Source organism: Salinispora pacifica CNR114, from assembly GCF_000514775.1.
GTDB classification, from domain to species: Bacteria; Actinomycetota; Actinomycetes; order Mycobacteriales; family Micromonosporaceae; genus Micromonospora; species Micromonospora pacifica.
This window is the reverse complement of the sequence record NZ_AZWO01000048.1, coordinates 1-17,807: the sequence shown is the minus strand read 5'-3', so window position 1 is coordinate 17,807 and position 17,807 is coordinate 1. Positions and strand designations below refer to the sequence as shown.

General features: G+C 68.1%; 22 protein-coding genes and 3 pseudogenes. 14 read left to right on the top strand and 11 right to left on the bottom strand.

What is annotated here, in order from left to right:
* Window positions 1-269 precede the first annotated feature (269 nt).
* Window positions 270-383, top strand: a pseudogene (locus B118_RS31955) (alpha/beta fold hydrolase); the annotation flags it as partial.
* A gap of 17 nt (window positions 384-400) precedes the next feature.
* Here the strand turns inward: B118_RS31955 and B118_RS0122395 are convergent.
* Window positions 401-1,600, bottom strand: coding sequence for an FAD-dependent oxidoreductase (locus B118_RS0122395; RefSeq protein ID WP_018810957.1), 1,200 nt, complete (start codon window positions 1,598-1,600; stop codon window positions 401-403).
* A 94-nt stretch (window positions 1,601-1,694) separates the two neighbouring features.
* Here B118_RS0122395 and B118_RS0122390 point away from each other — a divergent pair, with 94 nt between their 5' ends.
* Complete coding sequence (locus B118_RS0122390) at window positions 1,695-2,285, top strand: TetR/AcrR family transcriptional regulator (RefSeq protein ID WP_018223711.1); 591 nt, start codon at window positions 1,695-1,697, stop codon at window positions 2,283-2,285.
* A gap of 79 nt (window positions 2,286-2,364) precedes the next feature.
* Here the strand turns inward: B118_RS0122390 and B118_RS0122385 are convergent, their stop codons facing one another.
* From B118_RS0122385 to rpmB, 4 genes are all read right to left on the bottom strand, one after another.
* Entirely contained in the window at window positions 2,365-3,186 is an 822-nt protein-coding gene (locus B118_RS0122385) for a S1 family peptidase (RefSeq protein ID WP_028193485.1), read from the bottom strand.
* A 532-nt stretch (window positions 3,187-3,718) separates the two neighbouring features.
* On the bottom strand, window positions 3,719-4,024 hold the full coding sequence (rpsN, locus tag B118_RS0122380; RefSeq protein ID WP_028193484.1) for a 30S ribosomal protein S14: 306 nt from the start codon (window positions 4,022-4,024) through the stop codon (window positions 3,719-3,721).
* A gap of 1 nt (window position 4,025) precedes the next feature.
* Window positions 4,026-4,193: a 50S ribosomal protein L33 gene (gene rpmG / locus B118_RS0122375; protein ID WP_028193483.1), complete on the bottom strand. Its 168-nt coding sequence runs from the start codon at window positions 4,191-4,193 to the stop codon at window positions 4,026-4,028.
* Entirely contained in the window at window positions 4,193-4,429 is a 237-nt protein-coding gene (rpmB, locus tag B118_RS0122370; RefSeq protein WP_018223707.1) for a 50S ribosomal protein L28, read from the bottom strand. The genes rpmG and rpmB overlap by 1 nt, the downstream gene beginning before the upstream one ends.
* A gap of 202 nt (window positions 4,430-4,631) precedes the next feature.
* Here rpmB and B118_RS28950 point away from each other — a divergent pair, with 202 nt between their 5' ends.
* From B118_RS28950 to B118_RS0122355, 3 genes are all read left to right on the top strand, one after another.
* Window positions 4,632-5,831, top strand: a complete 1,200-nt coding sequence (locus B118_RS28950; protein WP_238324101.1) for a CobW family GTP-binding protein — start codon at window positions 4,632-4,634, stop codon at window positions 5,829-5,831.
* Complete coding sequence (locus tag B118_RS0122360; protein WP_018223705.1) at window positions 5,828-6,088, top strand: type B 50S ribosomal protein L31; 261 nt, start codon at window positions 5,828-5,830, stop codon at window positions 6,086-6,088. The genes B118_RS28950 and B118_RS0122360 overlap by 4 nt, the downstream gene beginning before the upstream one ends.
* Window positions 6,089-6,335: 247 nt before the next feature.
* Complete coding sequence (locus B118_RS0122355; RefSeq protein ID WP_028193482.1) at window positions 6,336-6,833, top strand: YcxB family protein; 498 nt, start codon at window positions 6,336-6,338, stop codon at window positions 6,831-6,833.
* Window positions 6,834-6,965: 132 nt separating this feature from the next.
* Here the strand turns inward: B118_RS0122355 and B118_RS0122350 are convergent, their stop codons facing one another.
* Window positions 6,966-8,342 (bottom strand): hypothetical protein, encoded by a 1,377-nt coding sequence (locus tag B118_RS0122350; protein WP_050573253.1) that lies wholly within the window; start codon window positions 8,340-8,342, stop codon window positions 6,966-6,968.
* 216 nt (window positions 8,343-8,558) lie between these two features.
* Between B118_RS0122350 and B118_RS28945 the strand changes: the two are divergent.
* Window positions 8,559-8,760 (top strand): annotated as a pseudogene (locus tag B118_RS28945) (hypothetical protein); the annotation flags it as partial.
* Between the two features lie 203 nt (window positions 8,761-8,963).
* Here the strand turns inward: B118_RS28945 and B118_RS33210 are convergent.
* Both B118_RS33210 and B118_RS0122335 read right to left on the bottom strand, forming a co-directional pair.
* A pseudogene (locus B118_RS33210) lies at window positions 8,964-9,163 on the bottom strand (DUF817 domain-containing protein); the annotation flags it as partial.
* 37 nt (window positions 9,164-9,200) lie between these two features.
* The gene (locus tag B118_RS0122335) at window positions 9,201-9,737 is read right to left on the bottom strand and encodes an HD domain-containing protein (RefSeq protein ID WP_018827919.1); all 537 of its coding nucleotides are present in this window, start codon (window positions 9,735-9,737) and stop codon (window positions 9,201-9,203) included.
* A 154-nt stretch (window positions 9,738-9,891) separates the two neighbouring features.
* Here B118_RS0122335 and B118_RS0122330 point away from each other — a divergent pair, with 154 nt between their 5' ends.
* The 8 genes from B118_RS0122330 (at window position 9,892) to B118_RS33205 (ending at window position 16,808) form a co-directional block, all read left to right on the top strand.
* A complete protein-coding gene (locus tag B118_RS0122330; RefSeq protein ID WP_018223699.1) occupies window positions 9,892-10,632 on the top strand; it encodes a GntR family transcriptional regulator in 741 nt (246 codons plus the stop codon).
* Window positions 10,633-10,776: 144 nt separating this feature from the next.
* The gene (locus tag B118_RS0122325) at window positions 10,777-11,895 is read left to right on the top strand and encodes a TIGR03364 family FAD-dependent oxidoreductase (protein ID WP_026274352.1); all 1,119 of its coding nucleotides are present in this window, start codon (window positions 10,777-10,779) and stop codon (window positions 11,893-11,895) included.
* The gene (locus B118_RS0122320; RefSeq protein WP_028193481.1) at window positions 11,892-12,593 is read left to right on the top strand and encodes a phosphonatase-like hydrolase; all 702 of its coding nucleotides are present in this window, start codon (window positions 11,892-11,894) and stop codon (window positions 12,591-12,593) included. Before B118_RS0122325 ends, B118_RS0122320 begins: the two co-directional genes overlap by 4 nt.
* Complete coding sequence (locus B118_RS0122315; protein WP_018810945.1) at window positions 12,593-13,636, top strand: 2-aminoethylphosphonate ABC transporter substrate-binding protein; 1,044 nt, start codon at window positions 12,593-12,595, stop codon at window positions 13,634-13,636. The genes B118_RS0122320 and B118_RS0122315 overlap by 1 nt, the downstream gene beginning before the upstream one ends.
* A gap of 80 nt (window positions 13,637-13,716) precedes the next feature.
* Window positions 13,717-14,853 carry an ABC transporter ATP-binding protein gene (locus B118_RS0122310; protein WP_018810944.1) on the top strand — a complete coding sequence of 379 codons (1,137 nt, stop codon included), beginning with the start codon at window positions 13,717-13,719 and terminating at the stop codon, window positions 14,851-14,853.
* Window positions 14,850-15,698 carry a 2-aminoethylphosphonate ABC transporter permease subunit gene (locus B118_RS0122305; RefSeq protein ID WP_018810943.1) on the top strand — a complete coding sequence of 283 codons (849 nt, stop codon included), beginning with the start codon at window positions 14,850-14,852 and terminating at the stop codon, window positions 15,696-15,698. The genes B118_RS0122310 and B118_RS0122305 overlap by 4 nt, the downstream gene beginning before the upstream one ends.
* On the top strand, window positions 15,676-16,488 hold the full coding sequence (locus tag B118_RS0122300) for an ABC transporter permease (protein WP_018810942.1): 813 nt from the start codon (window positions 15,676-15,678) through the stop codon (window positions 16,486-16,488). The genes B118_RS0122305 and B118_RS0122300 overlap by 23 nt, the downstream gene beginning before the upstream one ends.
* A gap of 128 nt (window positions 16,489-16,616) precedes the next feature.
* The gene (locus B118_RS33205) at window positions 16,617-16,808 is read left to right on the top strand and encodes a hypothetical protein (protein WP_028184510.1); all 192 of its coding nucleotides are present in this window, start codon (window positions 16,617-16,619) and stop codon (window positions 16,806-16,808) included.
* Between the two features lie 47 nt (window positions 16,809-16,855).
* Here the strand turns inward: B118_RS33205 and B118_RS0122290 are convergent, their stop codons facing one another.
* From B118_RS0122290 to B118_RS0122280, 3 genes are all read right to left on the bottom strand, one after another.
* A complete protein-coding gene (locus tag B118_RS0122290) occupies window positions 16,856-17,152 on the bottom strand; it encodes an antibiotic biosynthesis monooxygenase family protein (protein WP_028193480.1) in 297 nt (98 codons plus the stop codon).
* Window positions 17,149-17,517: a cupin domain-containing protein gene (locus B118_RS0122285; protein ID WP_028193479.1), complete on the bottom strand. Its 369-nt coding sequence runs from the start codon at window positions 17,515-17,517 to the stop codon at window positions 17,149-17,151. The genes B118_RS0122290 and B118_RS0122285 overlap by 4 nt, the downstream gene beginning before the upstream one ends.
* A gap of 14 nt (window positions 17,518-17,531) precedes the next feature.
* A partial coding sequence (locus tag B118_RS0122280; protein ID WP_028193478.1) for a hypothetical protein occupies window positions 17,532-17,807 on the bottom strand: 276 nt, incomplete at its 5' end.

Genomic DNA, 17,807 nt, shown 5'->3' with positions numbered 1-17,807 from the left:
ATCACCACCTCTCGGCGATCCGGCCTACGTAGCGGAACCAGCGCTTCGGACCGCACCATCGGCGACCCGCGCCTGGAAGGACCATCAGTTGATGGGAGCGGCACAGCGCATAGGCATCCTTGGTTACAAGGCTCAAAGTCCCGCGGTGCCGGCTCGCCGCTTCGTGCGTACCCGAGGCGGGCGTCTCCACCCTTCGTCGAGCCACAACCGGCGGGTGCGCCCGCGGCAGACCGCCGTCACCGTGCGACGGCGGCCGCGCTGCGCCACGAGCTGTGGTGGGCCACGAGCTGTGGTGCGCCGACGTGGTGGCGCTCGCGCCGACGCTCGCCTACGACTCGGCGGTCCTGGGTGACCTGCGCCGCGGTGGCACCCTGCCGGTGGAGGGCTGCGGTGGGGTGGATCAGCGTAGATGCTCGGGGCGTAGACCGATACCGACGAGCCGGGCGGCGAGGGCTTGCAGCGCCGGGATCCGCTGCAGCAGGCGGACCGGCGCCGGCGCCTCGATCCGGCCGGTGGTGTGCAGCAGGGGATCGACGACGCGCCGCTGGGCGGCGCGCTGGAGGTTCTGCGTCACCACCGCCGGCAAGCGCCGGCGCTTCTGCACAGCGGCGAGGTCCGCTTCGGATACTGCCTGCCCGGTGGCGAGTTTGGGACCTAGCATCCGGGCGGTGGCCGCGGCGTCCTGTACTGCCAGATTGATTCCGACGCCGCCGATCGGGGACATGGCGTGTGCGGCGTCGCCGATGAGCAGCGCGCCGGGCGCGTGCCACCGCTCCAACCGGTTGACCTTCACCGTCAGCAGTTTGACGTCGTCCCAGGTGGCGAGCTCGCCGACCCGGTCGGCGAGGGCTGGGTGCCGCCGAGTCACCTGCTCCCGCAGCGCCTCCAGCCCGGCTGCGCGGATCTTGTCGTAGCCGCCCTTGGCGATGACATAGGCGCACTGGTAATAGCCGCCGCGGTCGACGGCGAGCATCAGCCCTCCGGCGCCGATCCGCATCGCCAGACCGTCGCCGTCGTCTGTGTGGCGTGAGATCCGGAACCACAGTACGTCCATGGGTGCGCCGTACTCGAGGGGCTTCAGACCGAGTTCCCGGCGCACTACCGAGTCGCGGCCGTCGCAGGCGACGGTGAGCGACGCCCGGACCTCCAGTTCGCCCTCCGGACCCACGGCCCGGACGCCGGCGACGGCACCGGACGGGTCGCGGAGCAGGCCCGTCACTTTGGTGGAGCGAAGCAGCGTGAAGGTCGGGAACCTCGCCGCCTCGGTCGCGAGCATCTCCAGGAAGTCCCACTGGGGGACGAAGTACAGGTAGTTGTGGGGCGCCGGCAGACGCGTGAAGTCCACGATGGTGTAGCTGCCGTCGTCGAAGGTGGCGCGCAGCGCACCAGCCTTGCGCCCGTGCAGCGCCGCCATCCGTTCGCCGAGCCCGATCTCGTCGAGCATGTTCAGTGTGGAGGGGTGCACGGTGTCACCCCGGAAGTCCCGGAGGAAGTCGGCGTGCTTCTCCAGCACGGTGACCGCCACTCCCTGCCGGGCGAGCAGCATCCCGAGGACGAGCCCCGCGGGCCCGCCGCCGACGACGCAAACGATGGTCTTCATGGATCCGCCTCCAATCGCAACTCGTGTTGCTTTTTAAGCCTGCCATGATGGCACGATGCAACGCAACAGTCGTTGCGATTAAAGGAGGTGTCCGATGCCAGCCAGCCAGCGACCGGGCGGGCGCAGCACCCGCGTCCGGGCCGCAGTCCTCACGGCCGCCCGCGGCCTCCTCGCCGACGGGTACGCCGAGCTGACCGTCGAACGGATCGCCCAGGCAGCCGGCGTCAACAAGACATCGGTCTACCGTCGATGGACCGACCTGGAAGGCGTCCTCGGCGACCTGCTAAGCGAGTACGCCAGTGAGGTCGTCCCGATCCCGGACACCGGCGACCTCGGCATGGACCTCGAAGAACTGGCGTTGCTGGTCCGACGCGGCATGACCGGTGAACCGGGCGAGCTGATCACCGCCCTTGCCACGTCCGCACCCCGCAACCCGCGCGCCGCGCAGATCGTCCGCGGTTTCTTCGCCGAACGATTCCGCCTGGCCGAGGCCGTCGTCGGCCACGCCATCGCCCGCGGCGAACTGCCCCAGGGCACCGACGCCAGGGCCGCGATCGAGATCCTCGGCGCGCCCCTCTTCCTGCGGCTGCTCGTCGTCGACGAACCCATCGACGAGGAGTTTGCCCGGCGCACTGCCGCCGCGGCCACCGCAGCCCTTCGCGCCGGCGTCTTCGAACCGAGGTGAGCGCCTCATCCCGCCATCGATGACGACCAGGGCACCCCGGTCAACGCTTGGTGTTGACCGGGACCCTTAGCGGAGAGGCTCAGGCGGGAAGGCCGCCGACCTGGGTGTCGATCCAGGAACGGATCGACGGCAGGTCACCGTAGATCGATGGACCGGTGGCACAGATCGGGTGATTGTTGCCCGACCGGCTGGTGGCACCGACCACGTGCCACACCCCGCCGATCCGACGAACCTGCGGGCCACCCGAGTCGCCATAGCAGGCGCCCGAGTCACCGTTCGTGTTGTTGGTGCAGATCTCGTACGGGCCGTTGATACCGATACACGCGCCGTCCGACCGGATCGACGTATCCAACTCGTGCGCGACCGTCGGCGTCGAACCGCAGCCCCGGAACGGACAGGTCAGACCCCAGCCGATGATCCGGGTAGCGGTACCGACCTCCCCGGACGTCGCCGGGATCGGGGCCGGGGCATAGGACACCGCACTGGACAGTTGCAACAGCTTGACGTCGATCGTGGGATTGTTGACGGCGCGACGGACCCCGACGACCGTGCCACCGCTGGTGCGGTTGACGCTACCCACACGGACCGAGGACGGTGTCGGGCAGTGCCGCGCTGTGACGACCCAGTCCGACTTGACCAACGTGCCGGTACAGCCGGAGGTGTAGACCAGCCACGGGTAGTTCTCGGTCGCCGGCCGGCCGCCAACCACGAACGGCGTGACATCGGCATCAGCCTGGGCCGCCTGGTCGAAGTTCGGCCGGAACTCGCCGGCCCGGCTCGCGTCGTGGTAGGCCGTCTGGGCTGCGGCGGCCGGTGCACCGGTGACGATCTGCACCCCGGTCGCTGCCAGCACCGCCGCCAGCACGGCGCCGAACGCGCGCAACAGTTGTCTTCTGACCATCTCACACTCCTGGGTTGCGGCGGTATCGCCATCCATTGATATAGATGGATACTAGCCGAACATCTGCAATGTTCGATATAACGGAACCATCACACCCCATGCCACAGCGCGGCGCGTACCACCGTCGCCGCACGGCCTCGCCCGTCAGCCCGAACTGGCGGCCTGGCCGGCCACTTCGGTCCGCCATCGATCGATGATCGTTGTTTAACCTCAGTGGTCACTCCGACCACCCCGCGTTCATACAGAACGAGCCCTGGCCCTGGGAGATGACCGACGATGCGGTGGTGCCGCTAGTTATAGGTCTGGCTGAGCTCGCGCGCCGGCCGGTTCGTCGCTTGCACCCCGGCGGACGTCCGCGTTCAGCCGCTGGCGCCGAAAGCAGTGTCCGGGACAGACGTCGCAGTTCCAGGTCTTGCCGCCGGAGGTGACGGCGGCGCCGGTGCACGCGAGTGAGGTGGTTACGCCGAAGGTGACGCTGAGTGGGCGACGCCGGCGGAGCGGGTGGCTCGCGCCGGACCGGTGCGGGCAACCGTCACCAGGACGCCTTGCGGATGCCTGGCAACTCGCCGCGCAGCGCCATCTCCCGGAACCGCACCCGGGACAACCCGAAGCGGGTCAGCACACCGCGCGGGCGACCGTCGACCACGTCTCGGTTGCGCAGCCGAACCCGGCTCGAATCTCGGGGCAGGCGGGCCAGCTGACGAACGGCGTCGGCGCGTACGGCCGAGTCGGTCTCCGGGTACGCGATCAGCCGCTTCAGCTCCGCCCGGCGGTCGGCGTGCCGGGCGACCAGTTCCTCCCGGCGGGCCTGCCGGTTACTCAAGCTCTTGCGGGCCACGTCAACGCGCCTCGCGGAACTCGACGTGCCGGCGGACGATCGGGGCGTACTTGCGCAGCACCAGCCGGTCCGGGTCGTTGCGGCGGTTCTTGCGGGTGACGTACGTGTAGCCGGTGTCGGCGGTGCTTTTCAGCCGCACGATGGGACGGATGTCGGTCTGGCGGGCCATCAGAGCTTCACTCCCTGGGCTCGCAGCTCGGCGACAACCTTCTCGATGCCCTTGCGGTCCACGGTCTTGAGCGCCTTTGCGGTCAGGGTGAGGCTGACCCACCGCCGCTCCGACGGCAGCCAGTAGCGGTGGTTCTGCAGGTTCGGGTTCCAGCGGCGCCGGGTACGCCGGTGGGAATGGGACACGGCGTTGCCAAAGCTCGGCTTCGCGCCGGTGACGTCACAACGTCGGGACACAGTGCTCACTCCTCGATCGGATTCAAACGGTAATGACAACGGTTTTCAGTTTGACATCAGCCCTCGGGCAGATCCAACCCGGGGCCGTCGGCGATCTCCACCCAGGCGGGGCGCCGGGTACGGGCAGTTGGACCGCGCTGGCTTCGGGAGCCTCTCGCATGCCTAGAATGACAATCGTTTTCAGTAAGTCGAGAGGAACTCCATGTCGTCGTCACCACAGACCCCGACCCATGCTGTGACAGCCGACGCCGATACCCGCCCGTCGTTGACCGTGTTGTCCGGGTTCTGGCCGGCGGCGACGTTCGCTGCCGCCCGCGCGCTGCTCGCCGCGGACCCCTCGCTGCTGCTGATCCGGCACGACCTGGCCGGGATCCGGGACGGCGCCGTACGGCGGGTGATCCGCACCGGCACCGGCATCATCGAGGACGAGCGGGTCGAACTGCGGCACGGCCGCGTCTCCTGCACCCTGCGCGAGGACGTACTGCCCACCCTTGTCCGGCTCACCCGCACGCACCCCGGCCGGGACCTGCTGTTGATGCTGCCGGAGGCGGTAGAGCCGGAGGCGGTGGCCGCTACCGCCGCGCACTGCCTCGTCAACGATGCCCCAATCACCGACCTCATCCGGGTGGACTCCTACGTCACCGTCCTCGACGCCGAGCACCTGCTCGACGGCCTGGCCAGCACCGACGACCTCATCTCACTCGGCATCCAGGCCGCCGACAACGATCACCGCGCGCTCGCCGACGTCGTCGTCCGACAGATCGAGTACGCCGACACCCTCGTACTGTGGGGGCAGTCCCGCGACGGCGAATTCGATACCGGCCGAATGTCTGTCCTGCTACAGCGGATGGCGCCTTGGGCAACCCACCTACGGGTCGACGGCGACCTCGTCGACGCCGGCATGCTGACCCGTCAGCTGCGCCACACCCATCGGCACCGGCCAGAGACCCCGGGGGTACTCGCCCGCGGCCTGCAGGGCTATCTCCTCGGCGCACACGAACCGGAGCCCGACTACGGGGTCGTTTCCGCCGTTTTCCGCGCCCGCCGCCCGTTTCACCCGCAGCGCCTGCACGACGCCCTCGAAGAGATAAACGCCGATGTTATCCGCTCCCGCGGTCACCTCTGGTTGGCCAGCCAAGCCGACACCGTCATCGCCTGGGAATTCGCCGGCGACGGCCTGGCCATGGGATCCCTCGGGCACTGGCTGGTCAGCCTGCCCGAGGACCGCTGGGACCAGGTCGAAGACCAACGCCGGCTCGCCGCAGCGATGGACTGGGACCCCTACTACGGCGATCGGCACCAGCACCTGGTCTTTATCGGCCTCGGCATCGACCCCGTCGAGCTGCAACAGACCCTCGCCGGATGCCTGCTCACCGACACCGAAGGAGCACGATCCAGATGAAGCCCGGCATCCACCCCGAATACCGGCCCGTCGTCTACCGTGACAAGGGCGCCGACTTCGCCTTCCTCACCCGCTCCACCGCCACCAGCGACCAGACGATCGAGTGGACCGACGGCAACACCTACCCGGTTATCGACGTCCAGATCTCCTCGGCCAGTCACCCCTTCTGGACCGGCAGGCAGCGCCTGCTCGACACCGCCGGCCGGGTCGAGAAGTTCCGCCAGAAATACGCCCGCCGCGGGCCCCGGAGTGGATGAGCACCAACACCCACGTCGACTGGGCGGAGCTGGCACCGCAGTTGGTCAATGCTGCCCAGCAGGACCGGGCCTGGTATCAGACGCCCGCCCGCGGAGGGCCACGCGCACCGGCGCGGCCGGGCTCCCTGCCGGTGCGCGTGCGCCTGGCGCTGACGTGCTGGGCGGTGCTGGTGTCACCGGCAGCGGTATGCCGGGCGCACCTGACACACAGCTGCCCGTCGGGCCTGTGGGGCACTATCGTTCTGGCGTGCACATTCGTTTTGACGTCCCGGCCGATCCCGCCTACCCGAGCCGCGTGGCCGCAGCGCTCACCATCGATCAGCTACGCAAGTACCTATACCTCGGCGCGGCGCTGGCAGCGGTGGGGGCGGCGGGCCTCGCCGTATCGCGGAGCCTCGGGTGGGGCGACCAGATCCAGCCGCTGTGGCTGACGGTGCTCATGGGCGGCCTGCTGGCGATGCTGTACTGGCCATGGGTCCGGCTGCGCGCCCGGCGTAGGTCCAGTGACTACGCTGTCGAGGGCGCCTATGAGATTACTGACGACAACATCCTGATGCGCAGTGGCTCGCAGTCCAGCGGCATCACCTGGGACGGAGTCGATCAGGTGAAGGCCACCCCCGAGTTCTGGATCCTGTACGTCGGTCAGATGCCGGCGACTGTAATCCCCCATCGGTTGCTGTCTGCCGAGGACGCCGAGACGCTACGCGCCTACCTGGCCGAACGCGGGCTGCTTCAGGTCCGATGAGATCGCATTCGGAGACGCAGCCGTCGAGCCGCAGCTCCACGACCCCATCCCCCGCCCTAACCAGGAAGGGCCCCGCCTCCTGCCGCCCGTAGACGGTAGGGGTGGGACCCCTCGTGGTACCCGGACGACGGGTCAGTCCGGGCAGCCGATGACATCGACGCAGTTGTTCGGCCGGTTCTTTGCCACGACGGTGCCGGTGGCGGTGTTCAGCTCGACTGCGCCGCCGTTGTTGAAGATGCCCCCACCATCAACGGCTGCGGTGTTCTTGATCACTTTCCCGTCGAAGACGGTGACGATGCTGGTGTTGTAGATGCCGCCACCCTGGTCGTTGGCGGTGTTGCCGGCGACCTTCGTATCTCGCAACACCAAGTCGCCATTGTTGGCGATGCCACCACCGTCGGTCGCGGCGGCGTTGTTTTCGATCACGCCGTCTTCGATGACCATGGTCATACCGATATCCATGAACAGCCCGCCGGAGACGCCGGTTGTCGCGGTGTTGTCGGCGATGACGACGGACCGAAACGTGTACGCCCCTCCTCCGACCGCGGTGACACCGCCGCCGGCGGTGGCGGTGTTGCGCATGATGTGAGTGTTGGTGACGGTGCCCGTACCCGTTCCTATGACGAGCCCGCCGCCTGACGGAGCCTGGTTGCCGGTAATCGTGCTGTGGTCGACCCGGGTGGTGCCCGCGCTGGCGATGCCACCGCCGAACAGAAGGGCGGTGTTGGCATCGACCCGGGACTTGCTGACTGTGAGCAGGCCGCTGCTGACGTTGATCCCACCGCCGCCGCTGTTGGCGGTGTTGTGGCTGACGGTGGAGCGCCGTACGCGGACGGTGCCGTTGACATCGATGCCGCCTCCCGCGACGTTGGCGATGTTGCGGGAGATGGTGCTGTGGTTGGCGGTGAGTGCTCCGCCGGCGTTGACGAGGATGCCCCCGCCGCTGTCGTCGGTTTCGCCGCCGGTGATCTTCAAATGGTGGAGGGTGAGGTCGCCGCCGGCCTCGACGGTGAGGATTCTGAACAGGGGTGCGGCGGCGGCGCGTTCGATAGTGGTGTTCTTGCCGCCGTTGAGGGTGATGGGGGCGGTGATGGCGGGTAGGCCGGCGTCGTCGATGGCGGCGGTGAGCAGGTAGGTGCACTTCTTGGCGAGGTCGAGCACGGCACCACCGCGGGCGTTGGCCAGGGTGATCGCGGCGATGAGCTTGTCCGCGTCACAGGGGACCGGGATGCCCTTCGGCCTCACCTCCTTCTTCCCCCTCATGTCGCCCTTGCCCCTACCCCGGTTGTCGTGCTTGCCGCCGTCGAGTTTGCCGCGGTGGTCGTCGGCGGACGTCCGGTCGTCCGTGGCGTTGGTGGGGTGTTCGGAGGCGTCGGCGGCAGGGGTGGCGACGCCGACGGTGGTTAGGGCCAGGCCGGTCATGCCGGCCAGTCCGACGGCCCACCATCGTGACCTCGCCCGGCGTGCACCTGGTCGGTCCGGTTTGTGTTCGTGGCGCTGATAGTTCATCGCGGTGTTGGTGTCCTTCCCCGTCACGGACGAGGAACCACCAATCCCGGAGGGCAGGACCGGGGTGGTGTTCCTCGGCTACCAGGCAGGCGGCAGCAACCACTCTGAGTTAAACCGACACCAACCCCACCAAGACATGAACCCGAAAAATATGCCTAAACGAGACATGCATCCGCCACGAACACCAGGCGCGCCCTGCACACCCGGAGAGGAACCCTGACGACTCACGACTACCTGATCTCCCTCATCCGCACCGCTGTCCCCGCCGCCGTCGGCGCCGCCCTCGCGTGGGCTGGCCTCGACGGTGGGCATCACCCTCGACGAGGACTCGTCCACCGCCCAGACCGCAGGCGTGGTCGCGTTGACGATGGCCGGCTACTACGCCCTCATCAGGGTCGCCGAGGCGCGCTGGCCGTGGGACAGCGTAGATTTCCGTGTTTGGCCTGGGTGCGGACCGTTGGACAGGACGTCGATCCTGTCCAGGAAGGACCACGTCATGGCAGACAGTAAGAACCCGGTTCAGCTTCCGGAGCCATCGGCAGCGGAGCAGGAGTTCGCCCAGCAACTGGTCGAGCGGGCCAAGACCGACGGAATGCGCACACAAGGTCTCAACGACATCGACCACCTTCGTACTGCGACAACCACCGCGAGCATCGTGCCCCCGAACAGGCAGGCCGACGCCTGCTCGGCGGTGAAGCGACGAGTTCGACTGCCCCGGCTTTCCACCTGGTACGCGGAGCCTGCTCGAGCCAGGCGTGCACCCGGCGGTCGAGGGCGCGCTCGGTGCCGGTGAATACCGCGTTGCCTTGGGCCGGGGTCATGCGAGATCGCTGGGGTTCCGGGCCGGGTCGGTGGCCATCACACACCACCGGCGTACGTGAGTAGGCGCGGTGCCCACACGTCGAGACCGGGAACCTGATGCCCGACGATCTTGGCTGCTTCGTCGGCGCGACGCAACGTCACCGCGTCGGCCGCAGCCGGATTGGCGAGAAATTTCTCCTGCTCCTCGTCGGTCATCACGGAGCCCTGCCGCAGCAAGCTCAACCGGCTCGCCTCCGACAGCTCGTAGTCGGACTCGGTCGAGGCGAGGTAGCGCTTCGCCGGGACGTGCAGGGCGACGAGGTCGGCGACCCGTGGGCCAAGGACCGGACGGACGATGTCAGCGCCGACCCGGGCATGGTCGGGGTCGTCGCCAACGGCGTGGCCTATGTCGTGAACCAGTCCCGCCAGTTGGAGCCCGAGGTCGTCTGGTCGGTCGTTGTGCAGGACGGCCGCGCACTGCAGCCCGTGTGCCAGCAGGTCCACCGGGTCTCCCAGCGGTGGGGGTGCGTCGTACACCCCGTCGAGCCTGGCGAGGAAGACCAGCAAACTCTCGGCGTCGACCACGGCATGCATGACCGGCACCCTACCGGTGGTCCGCCGCTCTGAGTCGCCGTGGGATGGGCGCCCAAGGTGCCGGCGATGACGGCCAAACCGGATCGTGCGGGCCTGCGCTACCCCGACCGGCTTCCAGAATGGGCGGTGCGCCGCTGAGGGTTAGGGTCAGCCGGTGTTTGTCGACGCGGTTCGTGACGGAGTGCCCGAGCATGGTCGGGTCCCCAAGTATTTTGTGGTCAAAAACCAACTGGCTGATCTCCTGGCCGAACTGGGGGAGGGTGCCCTGCTGCCACCGGAACGCCAGCTCGCTGCGACCTACGGGGTGGCTCGCTCCACGTTACGGCAGGCGATCTCCGAGCTGACCATGGAGGGACGCCTGCGTGCGTACCGTGGACGCGGCACGTTCGTCGCCGCCCCCAAGCTGTTTCAGCCGCTTGGCCTGCACAGCTACACCGAGGCGCTACACGCGATGGGCCGCCAGCCGAGCCGTCGTGTGGTCACGATCGACCGTCAGCCCGCCGGTGACTCACTCGCGGCGGATCTGGGAGTAGCTGCCACTGACGAGGTGGTGCACCTGGAGCGGGTGCTGCTTGCTGATGGCGAGCCGTTGGGGCTGGAGAGCACCTACCTGCCGGTACGCCGGTTCGCCGACCTGATGACTGATTTCGACGGGACCGGCTCGCTCTACCAGCACATGATCGACCGGTACGGCATTCGCTATGCCGAGGCTACCGAGCGCATCGAGACCGTGCTGGCCAACCCGCGTGAGGCGATGCTGCTCGGCACGAACCCGGCCCAGCCGATGCTGCTCATGCAGCGGGTCTCGGCGGACCAGGACCGGGTGCCGATTGAGCGAGTCCGTTCCCTGTATCGCGGTGACCGGATCGGGTTCGCCACCCGACTTCTCGGCTGACCTGGGATTTCGTTCGACCGACCGGGCACGCGCACCGAATACTAAAGGTGCGAACCTTTCGGGCTCATTCACCGGCGCGTCATCCTCCCTGCACCTGGAGGTCAAGGCTCTCCCCAAAGCTGCTCGCTGAGCAAGGGAGAGAACATGCGAATGATCATCGTGGGCGGCGGAGTGCTCGGCACCATGCACGCCTGGCAGGCCATCCGACGCGGCCACGAGGTGCTGCATCTGGAACGGGACAAGGAAGCGCGCGGCGCTACCGTCCGCAACTTCGGCCTGGTCTGGGTTTCTGGACGTGCCAGCGGTGCCGAGTTGGAGACCGCCCTGCGGGCTCGCGAACTCTGGGAGGAGATCGGCACCGAGGTGGCCGGCATTGGCTTCCGAGCCAACGGGTCACTCGCCGTGTGTCGAACCCCCGAGGAAGTCGCCGTCGCCGAAGCCGCCGCGGCGGCTCCCGACGCCCCGGCCCGTGGGTTCAAGCTGCTCGACCGGGACGAGACGCGGGTGGTCAACCCAGCCCTTGGCGGCGACTTCGCCGCCGCCCTCTGGTGCGAGCGCGACGCCGCCGTGGAATCCCGGGTGGCGTTGCCGGCGCTGCGTGCGGCGCTCGCCGCCAGCGACCGCTACCAGTGGTTGCCTGGCCGCGAGGTGCGTGACCTCAACGATCGCGGAGTCCGGGACGACCACGGCGACGTGCACGTTGGCGACCAGGTCATCCTGGCCACCGGCGCGGTACTCACCGGCCTGGTCCGCGAACTCGCCCCCAACCTGCCGGTGCGCCGAGTCTGGTTGCAGATGGCCCAGACCGCGCCTCTCGATGTACCGCTGACCACCTCGGTCGCCGACGGGGACACCTTCCGCTACTACCCCGGTTACCGGGGGCCGCAGCTCGACGAGATGAACTCCGTCCAGCCGCAACCGCCGGTCGCCGCCGAACATGCCATGCAGCTGTTGATGGTGCAACGCCTGGACGGTGGCCTGACCATCGGCGACACCCACGCCTACGCCGAGCCGTTCGCCTTCGACCAGGTCGAGGAGCCCTACGAACACCTCGCCGAGGTCGCCTCGGCGTTGCTTGGCCGGCCGCTGCCGGCGATCCGACGCCGTTGGCACGGCGTCTACGCCCAGTGCCTCGACCCGAACGAAATCGTGCAACGCCAACGGGTCGGCGACAACGGCGTCGTGGTCACCGGGCCGGGCGGACGGGGTATGACCTGCGCGCCGGCGATTGCCGAGCAGACCGCGAAGGAGCTGAACTGGTGAGCGCCCTGGTGGGTACGACGCGACTCGTCTGTTTCGACATGGCCGGCACCACGGTCGCCGACGACGGCCTCGTCGAGCAGGCATTCACTCGTGCACTGGACGAGGTCGACCCGATCGCCATCGGCCGGGACACTGCGCTGCGCTACGTGCGCGACACCATGGGCGAATCGAAAATCACGGTATTCCGGCACCTCAGCGGGGGCGATGAGGCGGCGGCACGGAGTCTCAACGGTGCGTTTGAGCGGGCATACGAGCTTCTCGTGGACGCCGGGCTCTGCGCACCGGTCGACGGGGCCGAACAATTGATCACCAAGCTCCGTGCTGCTGGGGTGCGTACCGCGCTCACCACCGGCTTCTCCCGGGCTACCGCCGACCGCATCCTCTCCGCCCTGGGCTGGCAGGACCTAACTGATCTGACCCTGGTGCCGGCCGAGGCCGGCCGAGGGCGTCCCTATCCCGACTTGGTGCTCACCGCGCTGTTGCGGCTGGGGGTCGATGACGTCCGGCAGGTTGCCACCGTCGGTGACACCGCCTCGGACGTGCTCGCCGGCCGTCGCGCCGGTGCCGCCATCGTCGCCGGAGTACGCACCGGCGCGCACGATGCCGCCGCACTGCGTGCTGCCGGGGCCACCCACGTTCTCAACTCCGTCGGCGATCTCGAGACCCTGCTTCTTCCCACCGACACCCCTGAGGAGTAATGGCCATGCGACGCCTCCCGCTAGCCCTCGCTACCCTCGCGGCGGCCGCACTCGCGCTCGCCGCATGTGGATCAGGCACCTCCGACTCCGGTGGGGCCGACAGTGACACAACCGTAACCGTCTACTCCGCTGACGGACTCGGCGACTGGTACAGCAAGCAGTTCGTCGAGTTCGAAAAGCAGACCGGCATCACGGTGCAGATGATCGAGGCCGGTTCCGGTGAGGTCGTCGCCCGGCTGCAGAAGGAGAAGGCGAACGTCCAGGCGGACCTCGTCGTCACGCTGCCGCCGTACATCCAGAAGGCCGACGCCGACGGTCTGCTGCAGCCCTACACGCCGGCCGGCGCCGACCAGGTGACCGGCGCGACCGACACCTACGTGCCGTTGGTAAACAACTACCTTTGCTTCATTTACAACCCGGACAAGCTTGACGCCGCCCCGAAGACGTTCGACGAGCTACTCAGCCCCACCTTCGCCAAAAAGTTGCAGTACTCGACGCCCGGCCAGGCCGGCGACGGTACCGCCGTGCTGCTGCACCTGCAGCACCTCCTCGGCAAGGACAAGGCCCTGGAGTTCCTGGCGAAGCTCGAGGCCAACAACGTCGGGCCGTCGTCGTCCACGGGCAAGCTGCAGCCCAAAGTCAGCAAGGGCGAGATCTACGTGGCCAACGGTGACGTCCAGATGAATCTCGCGTCAATCAACAACGACAGGTCCAACTTCGAGGTCTTCTTCCCGGCCGGTCCGGATGGCAAGGCCTCTACCTTGTCCATCCCCTACACCATGGGCCTAGCGGCCGATGCCCCACACGCCGATGCTGGTCGGGAGCTGGCCGACTTCCTGCTCTCCGCCTCCGCCCAGGAGCAGGTGTCCCAGCAGGCATACGGGGTTCCGGTGCGCGCCGATGTCAAGCCCACCGATGCCCAATTCCAGCAGGTCGAGCAGGTGCTGCAGGGCGTGGAAATCTGGCCAGCCGACTGGGCGAAGATCCTGACGGAGATGGACGCGGACATCGCTGCCTACAACACGGCCCTCGGTCTGGCCTGACCGACCGCACCCAGTCCCACCGCTGTCTCCGGTCCTCGCCACTGCGGACCGGAGACAGCGGATCCAAGGAGGAACACGGTATGACCGAGTCGTCGGCGGTCCAGTTTGACCGCGTCAGCGTCCGCTACGGGCAGGTCACGGCGCTGCGGGACTTCTCGCTCGACGTAGCCACCGGCGAGACGGTGGCCTTGCTCGGCCCCTCCGGGTCGGGCAAGTCAACCGCCCTGAAAGCGCTGGCCGGATTCGTCCGGCCGACGTCCGGTCGGGTCCTGCTCGCCGGCCAAGACGTCACCGGGGTGCCACCACACAAACGTGGCCTCGGCGTCGTGGTGCAGCAGTATGCCCTCTTCCCGCACCTCACCGTCGCCGACAACATCGGGTTCGGCTTGCGTGCTCGGCGGATGCGGCGCACTGAGTCAGCCCGACGGGTCGAGGAGATGCTGGAGCTCGTCGGTATGGAGCGCTATGGCCGCCGCTACCCGCGAGAGCTTTCCGGCGGACAGCAGCAGCGGGTGGCGATCGCCCGCGCGTTGGCGATCCGGCCGCCGGTGCTACTGCTCGACGAACCGCTCTCCGCCCTCGACGCGCAGCTGCGCGCCGACATGCTCGACGAGCTGCGTCAGCTTCGGGACGAACTCCCGGACATCGCGATCCTCTATGTCACCCACGATCAGACCGAGGCGCTCACTCTGGCACACCGGATCGCCGTCATGCGCGAGGCCGAACTACTCGATCTGGATACCGCCCAGGGCCTCTACCGACAGCCACCCAGCGAGTTCACGGCGGCCTTCCTGGGCGGGGCGAACCTCTTGCCAGCCACGGTGCGCGATGCCAACGGCACGGTCGAGGTAGGCGCGGTCACCCTCACCGCCATGGCGCCTGGACCGCTCGTTCCAGGTGCCCACGTGCGGCTCGCGGTAAGGCCACACACCATCGGGGTACGTCGTGACGGGCCCGGCTTAGCAGCTGTCCTCACCGGCTTGCAGTGGCGGGGTGCAAACTATCGCCTGACCTGTCTTATCGCCGGGCTCGACGAGCCGGGCGGAATCAGCGTGCATGCCGACGTGCCCAGCATCGACGGGCTACCGCGGGTCGGCTCTCCGGTACGGGTTCGGTTGCCGGAGCACGGTGCCGCAGTGGTAGCCAGGGCGGGTGCCGGGTCAACCGCCGGAGACGCCGGCGAGAGCTTTCCGCAGAATTTGGCAGGTGTGGCATGACCACCGCGGCCCTCGCCGTTGTAGGGCCCGCTCGCGCCACCCGGGTCTCGCCGCTGCTCTGGGCGCTTCCCCCGTTGGTGGTGCTGGCCGGCTTCCTGATCTACCCGCTCGTCCTCGTCGGCGTCCAGTCGGTCACCAACGAGGACGGTGTAACAACATTGGAGACATGGCGCTCCGTGCTAGGGGCAGGTGAATTTCACCGGGCGATCGGCAACACCGTGCTTATCGCGGGTGCCGCTACCGCTGGTTGCATCGTGCTCGGCACCTTCTTCGCTGTGGTACTGGCGCTGGTTCCGTTCCCAGGTTCCGGTGCGGCTGCCCGGGCGGTCGACACCCTACTCGCTTTCCCCTCCTTCTTGATCGCGCTCAGTTTCACGTTTCTCTACGGTGCCGCCGGTGTGTTTCAACTCGGCGACTTCCTCTACTCACGGTGGTGCGTCATCCTCGCGGAGATCACCTTCTACACGCCGTTCGTGATGCGGCCGGCCCTCGCCGCCCTCACCCACCTGCCGGCGGAGCGCCTCGCGGTCGCCGCCTCCCTCGGTGCACGGCCAGGCCAGGTCCTGCGCCGCGTCGTGCTGCCGGAAATAGCCCCGGCGGTTGCCGCCGGTGGTGCGCTGACCCTGCTGTTGACCCTCAACGAATTCGGCATCGTGCTCTTCATCGGCGCCAAGGACGTCATCACGTTGCCGATGTTGGTGCACTCCAAGGGCGTGGTCACGTTCGACTATCCGAGCGCCTGCGTGGTTGCCGTCGTCGAGGTCGCCCTGTCCGCCCTGCTCTACCTGCTCTATCGCCGCATCTTCAGCCGTAAGGGAGCCCGTGGTGCTGATCTGGTCCCGTAGCGCCCGCTGGCCCATCTGGGCGCTGTTCGCCGCCGCCTTCCTGGTGATCGTGGCAGCACCGCTGGCGGTGTTGGTGGCCGCCGCACTGGCTACGGAGTGGAACGATGTCCTGCCCGGCGGCTTTACCGTCGCCCACCTGGGGGCCGCCCTGACCGGCGAAAACCAGGGCAGCCTCCTCGTCAGCCTGCAGACCGCGGCTGTCGCCGGGCTGGCCGCCGTGGCCGTCGGCACCTGGGCGGCGCTCGCGCTCGCCGCGGCACCCCGCTGGCTACGCAAAGGTGCCGACGGGCTCCTGCACCTACCGGTTGCCATCCCTTCGGTGGTGGTTGGGCTCGGGCTACTGGTCGCGTACAGCCGACCGCCGCTGCTGCTCAACGGCACGCGCTGGATCGTGCTGATCGCCCACCTGGTGCTCGTCCTGTCCTTTTCCTACGCCACCGTGGCCAGCGCGCTGACTCGCATCGACGACTCGTACGCCCAGGTCGCCGCGTCGCTGGGGGCGCGGCCCGCGCTGGTACTTTTGCGGATCCGCCTGCCGATGCTGCTGCCGGCAATGTCGGCGGCCGCGGCCCTCGCGGTCGCGTTGTCGATGGGCGAGGTCGGTGCCACGATCATGGTGTATCCGCCTGACTGGCGCACGTTGCCGGTCACCGTCTTTACCTTGACAGACCGGGGCCGGACGTTCGATGCAGCGGCGGCCACGCTGATCCTGCTCGGCGCGACCCTGGTGACGTTGCTGATTCTCGGCCGGGTATCCCGCGGCCGGGCGACCACCGGCGTCTCGCCGTGATCATCAGAATTCGCCCAACCCGGTCAACGGCCTACCGTTCGGGGAGCAGGTTCCGGCGCTCCGGACGGGGTGGCAACATCCGTTCGGTCTCGGATCTGGGGCGGCCCGAGACAATCCTCACCGGCAGGATGGCAGCCCGCTACAAGGAGATGGTCTGCAAGGGGGCGGCCTGGAGCATCTTCCATCCCACGTTGCTGCTGCCGACCCTTCGCCGCCGCACCGCCGCGACCCGGAACGGAGCGGCGCGCCCCACCGCGTGCGCTGGCGAACTGGTTGTCGACGCCGGGTCTGGACCGGTTTCGGGCACATCCACCGCCTGATCCCGCCCGGCCGGGGTAGNTCTGACCCCGGCCCGGCAGGGGCGGCCTCAGGCGGGGTTCGCCGCGGTGAGGACGTCGAAGGACCACAGCTCCCACTTGTTGGCGTAGGTCACCGATTCGGGGGCGCGATGCGGGCGGGTGGCGTACCAGGCNTCGTACGCCTCGGTGTCACGCCACTGGGTGACCACCAACCAGGTCGTGCGGTCGTCGGTGGGACGCAACACCTGNAAGCCCTCGAATCCGTCCGCATGTTCGATNTTTCCTGGGCGTGCCGAGAACCGTTCGACGAATTCGTCACCGTGNCCCTCGACGATGTCTATCGCATTAATTTTGACGATGCTCATGTGTCNCTCCTTAGGTCGGCGGCCGCGGGTGGCTCAGGCCGGTTGGCATCTTTGACGAACGTCAGCATGACGACAGCGTCACTGACCGCTCGCAGGTCGTGTTTGTGATCTGGNATCACCAGGTAGTCGCCCGCGGAGCCGNGCCANGTCATCTCGGTGGTGCTCACGGTGGCTGTTCCCGACAACAGGTGCAGGGTGGCCTGTCCTGGGTTCTCGTGCTCACTCAACGCCGATCCAGCCCGCAGTGCCAGCACTAGTTGCTTCAGGCTGCGGTGATCGGCGTTGAGCGTGGCCGCGGCGCGCCCGGACGAAGCTTCGTGGGCGCGGGTCAAGAGTTCCTGTCCGAGTTCGTGCAGACTTTTCATNGGCGTCGTNNGCATTAGTCTTTCCTTCGGGTGCGGCGGGTCAACGTGATCTGACACGAGTCAGGTCGCGGGAAAGNGGTGAGTTGGGCCGCCACCGACGTCCCGGCAGTGGCGCGGGTGATCCCGTCCACCATGCCGTCGTGTAGGGAGCAGATGACGTCGCCGTAGTCAGGTATGAGGTCAAGGAAGGGGCAGTGCCATAACGTGATGTCGGCGCGGTCCCCGGTGAGCGTGGCGGTCGGCGCGAACTCGTGGGCATCGAAGCGGGATGTGAGCGCGGTTGCGGCCCG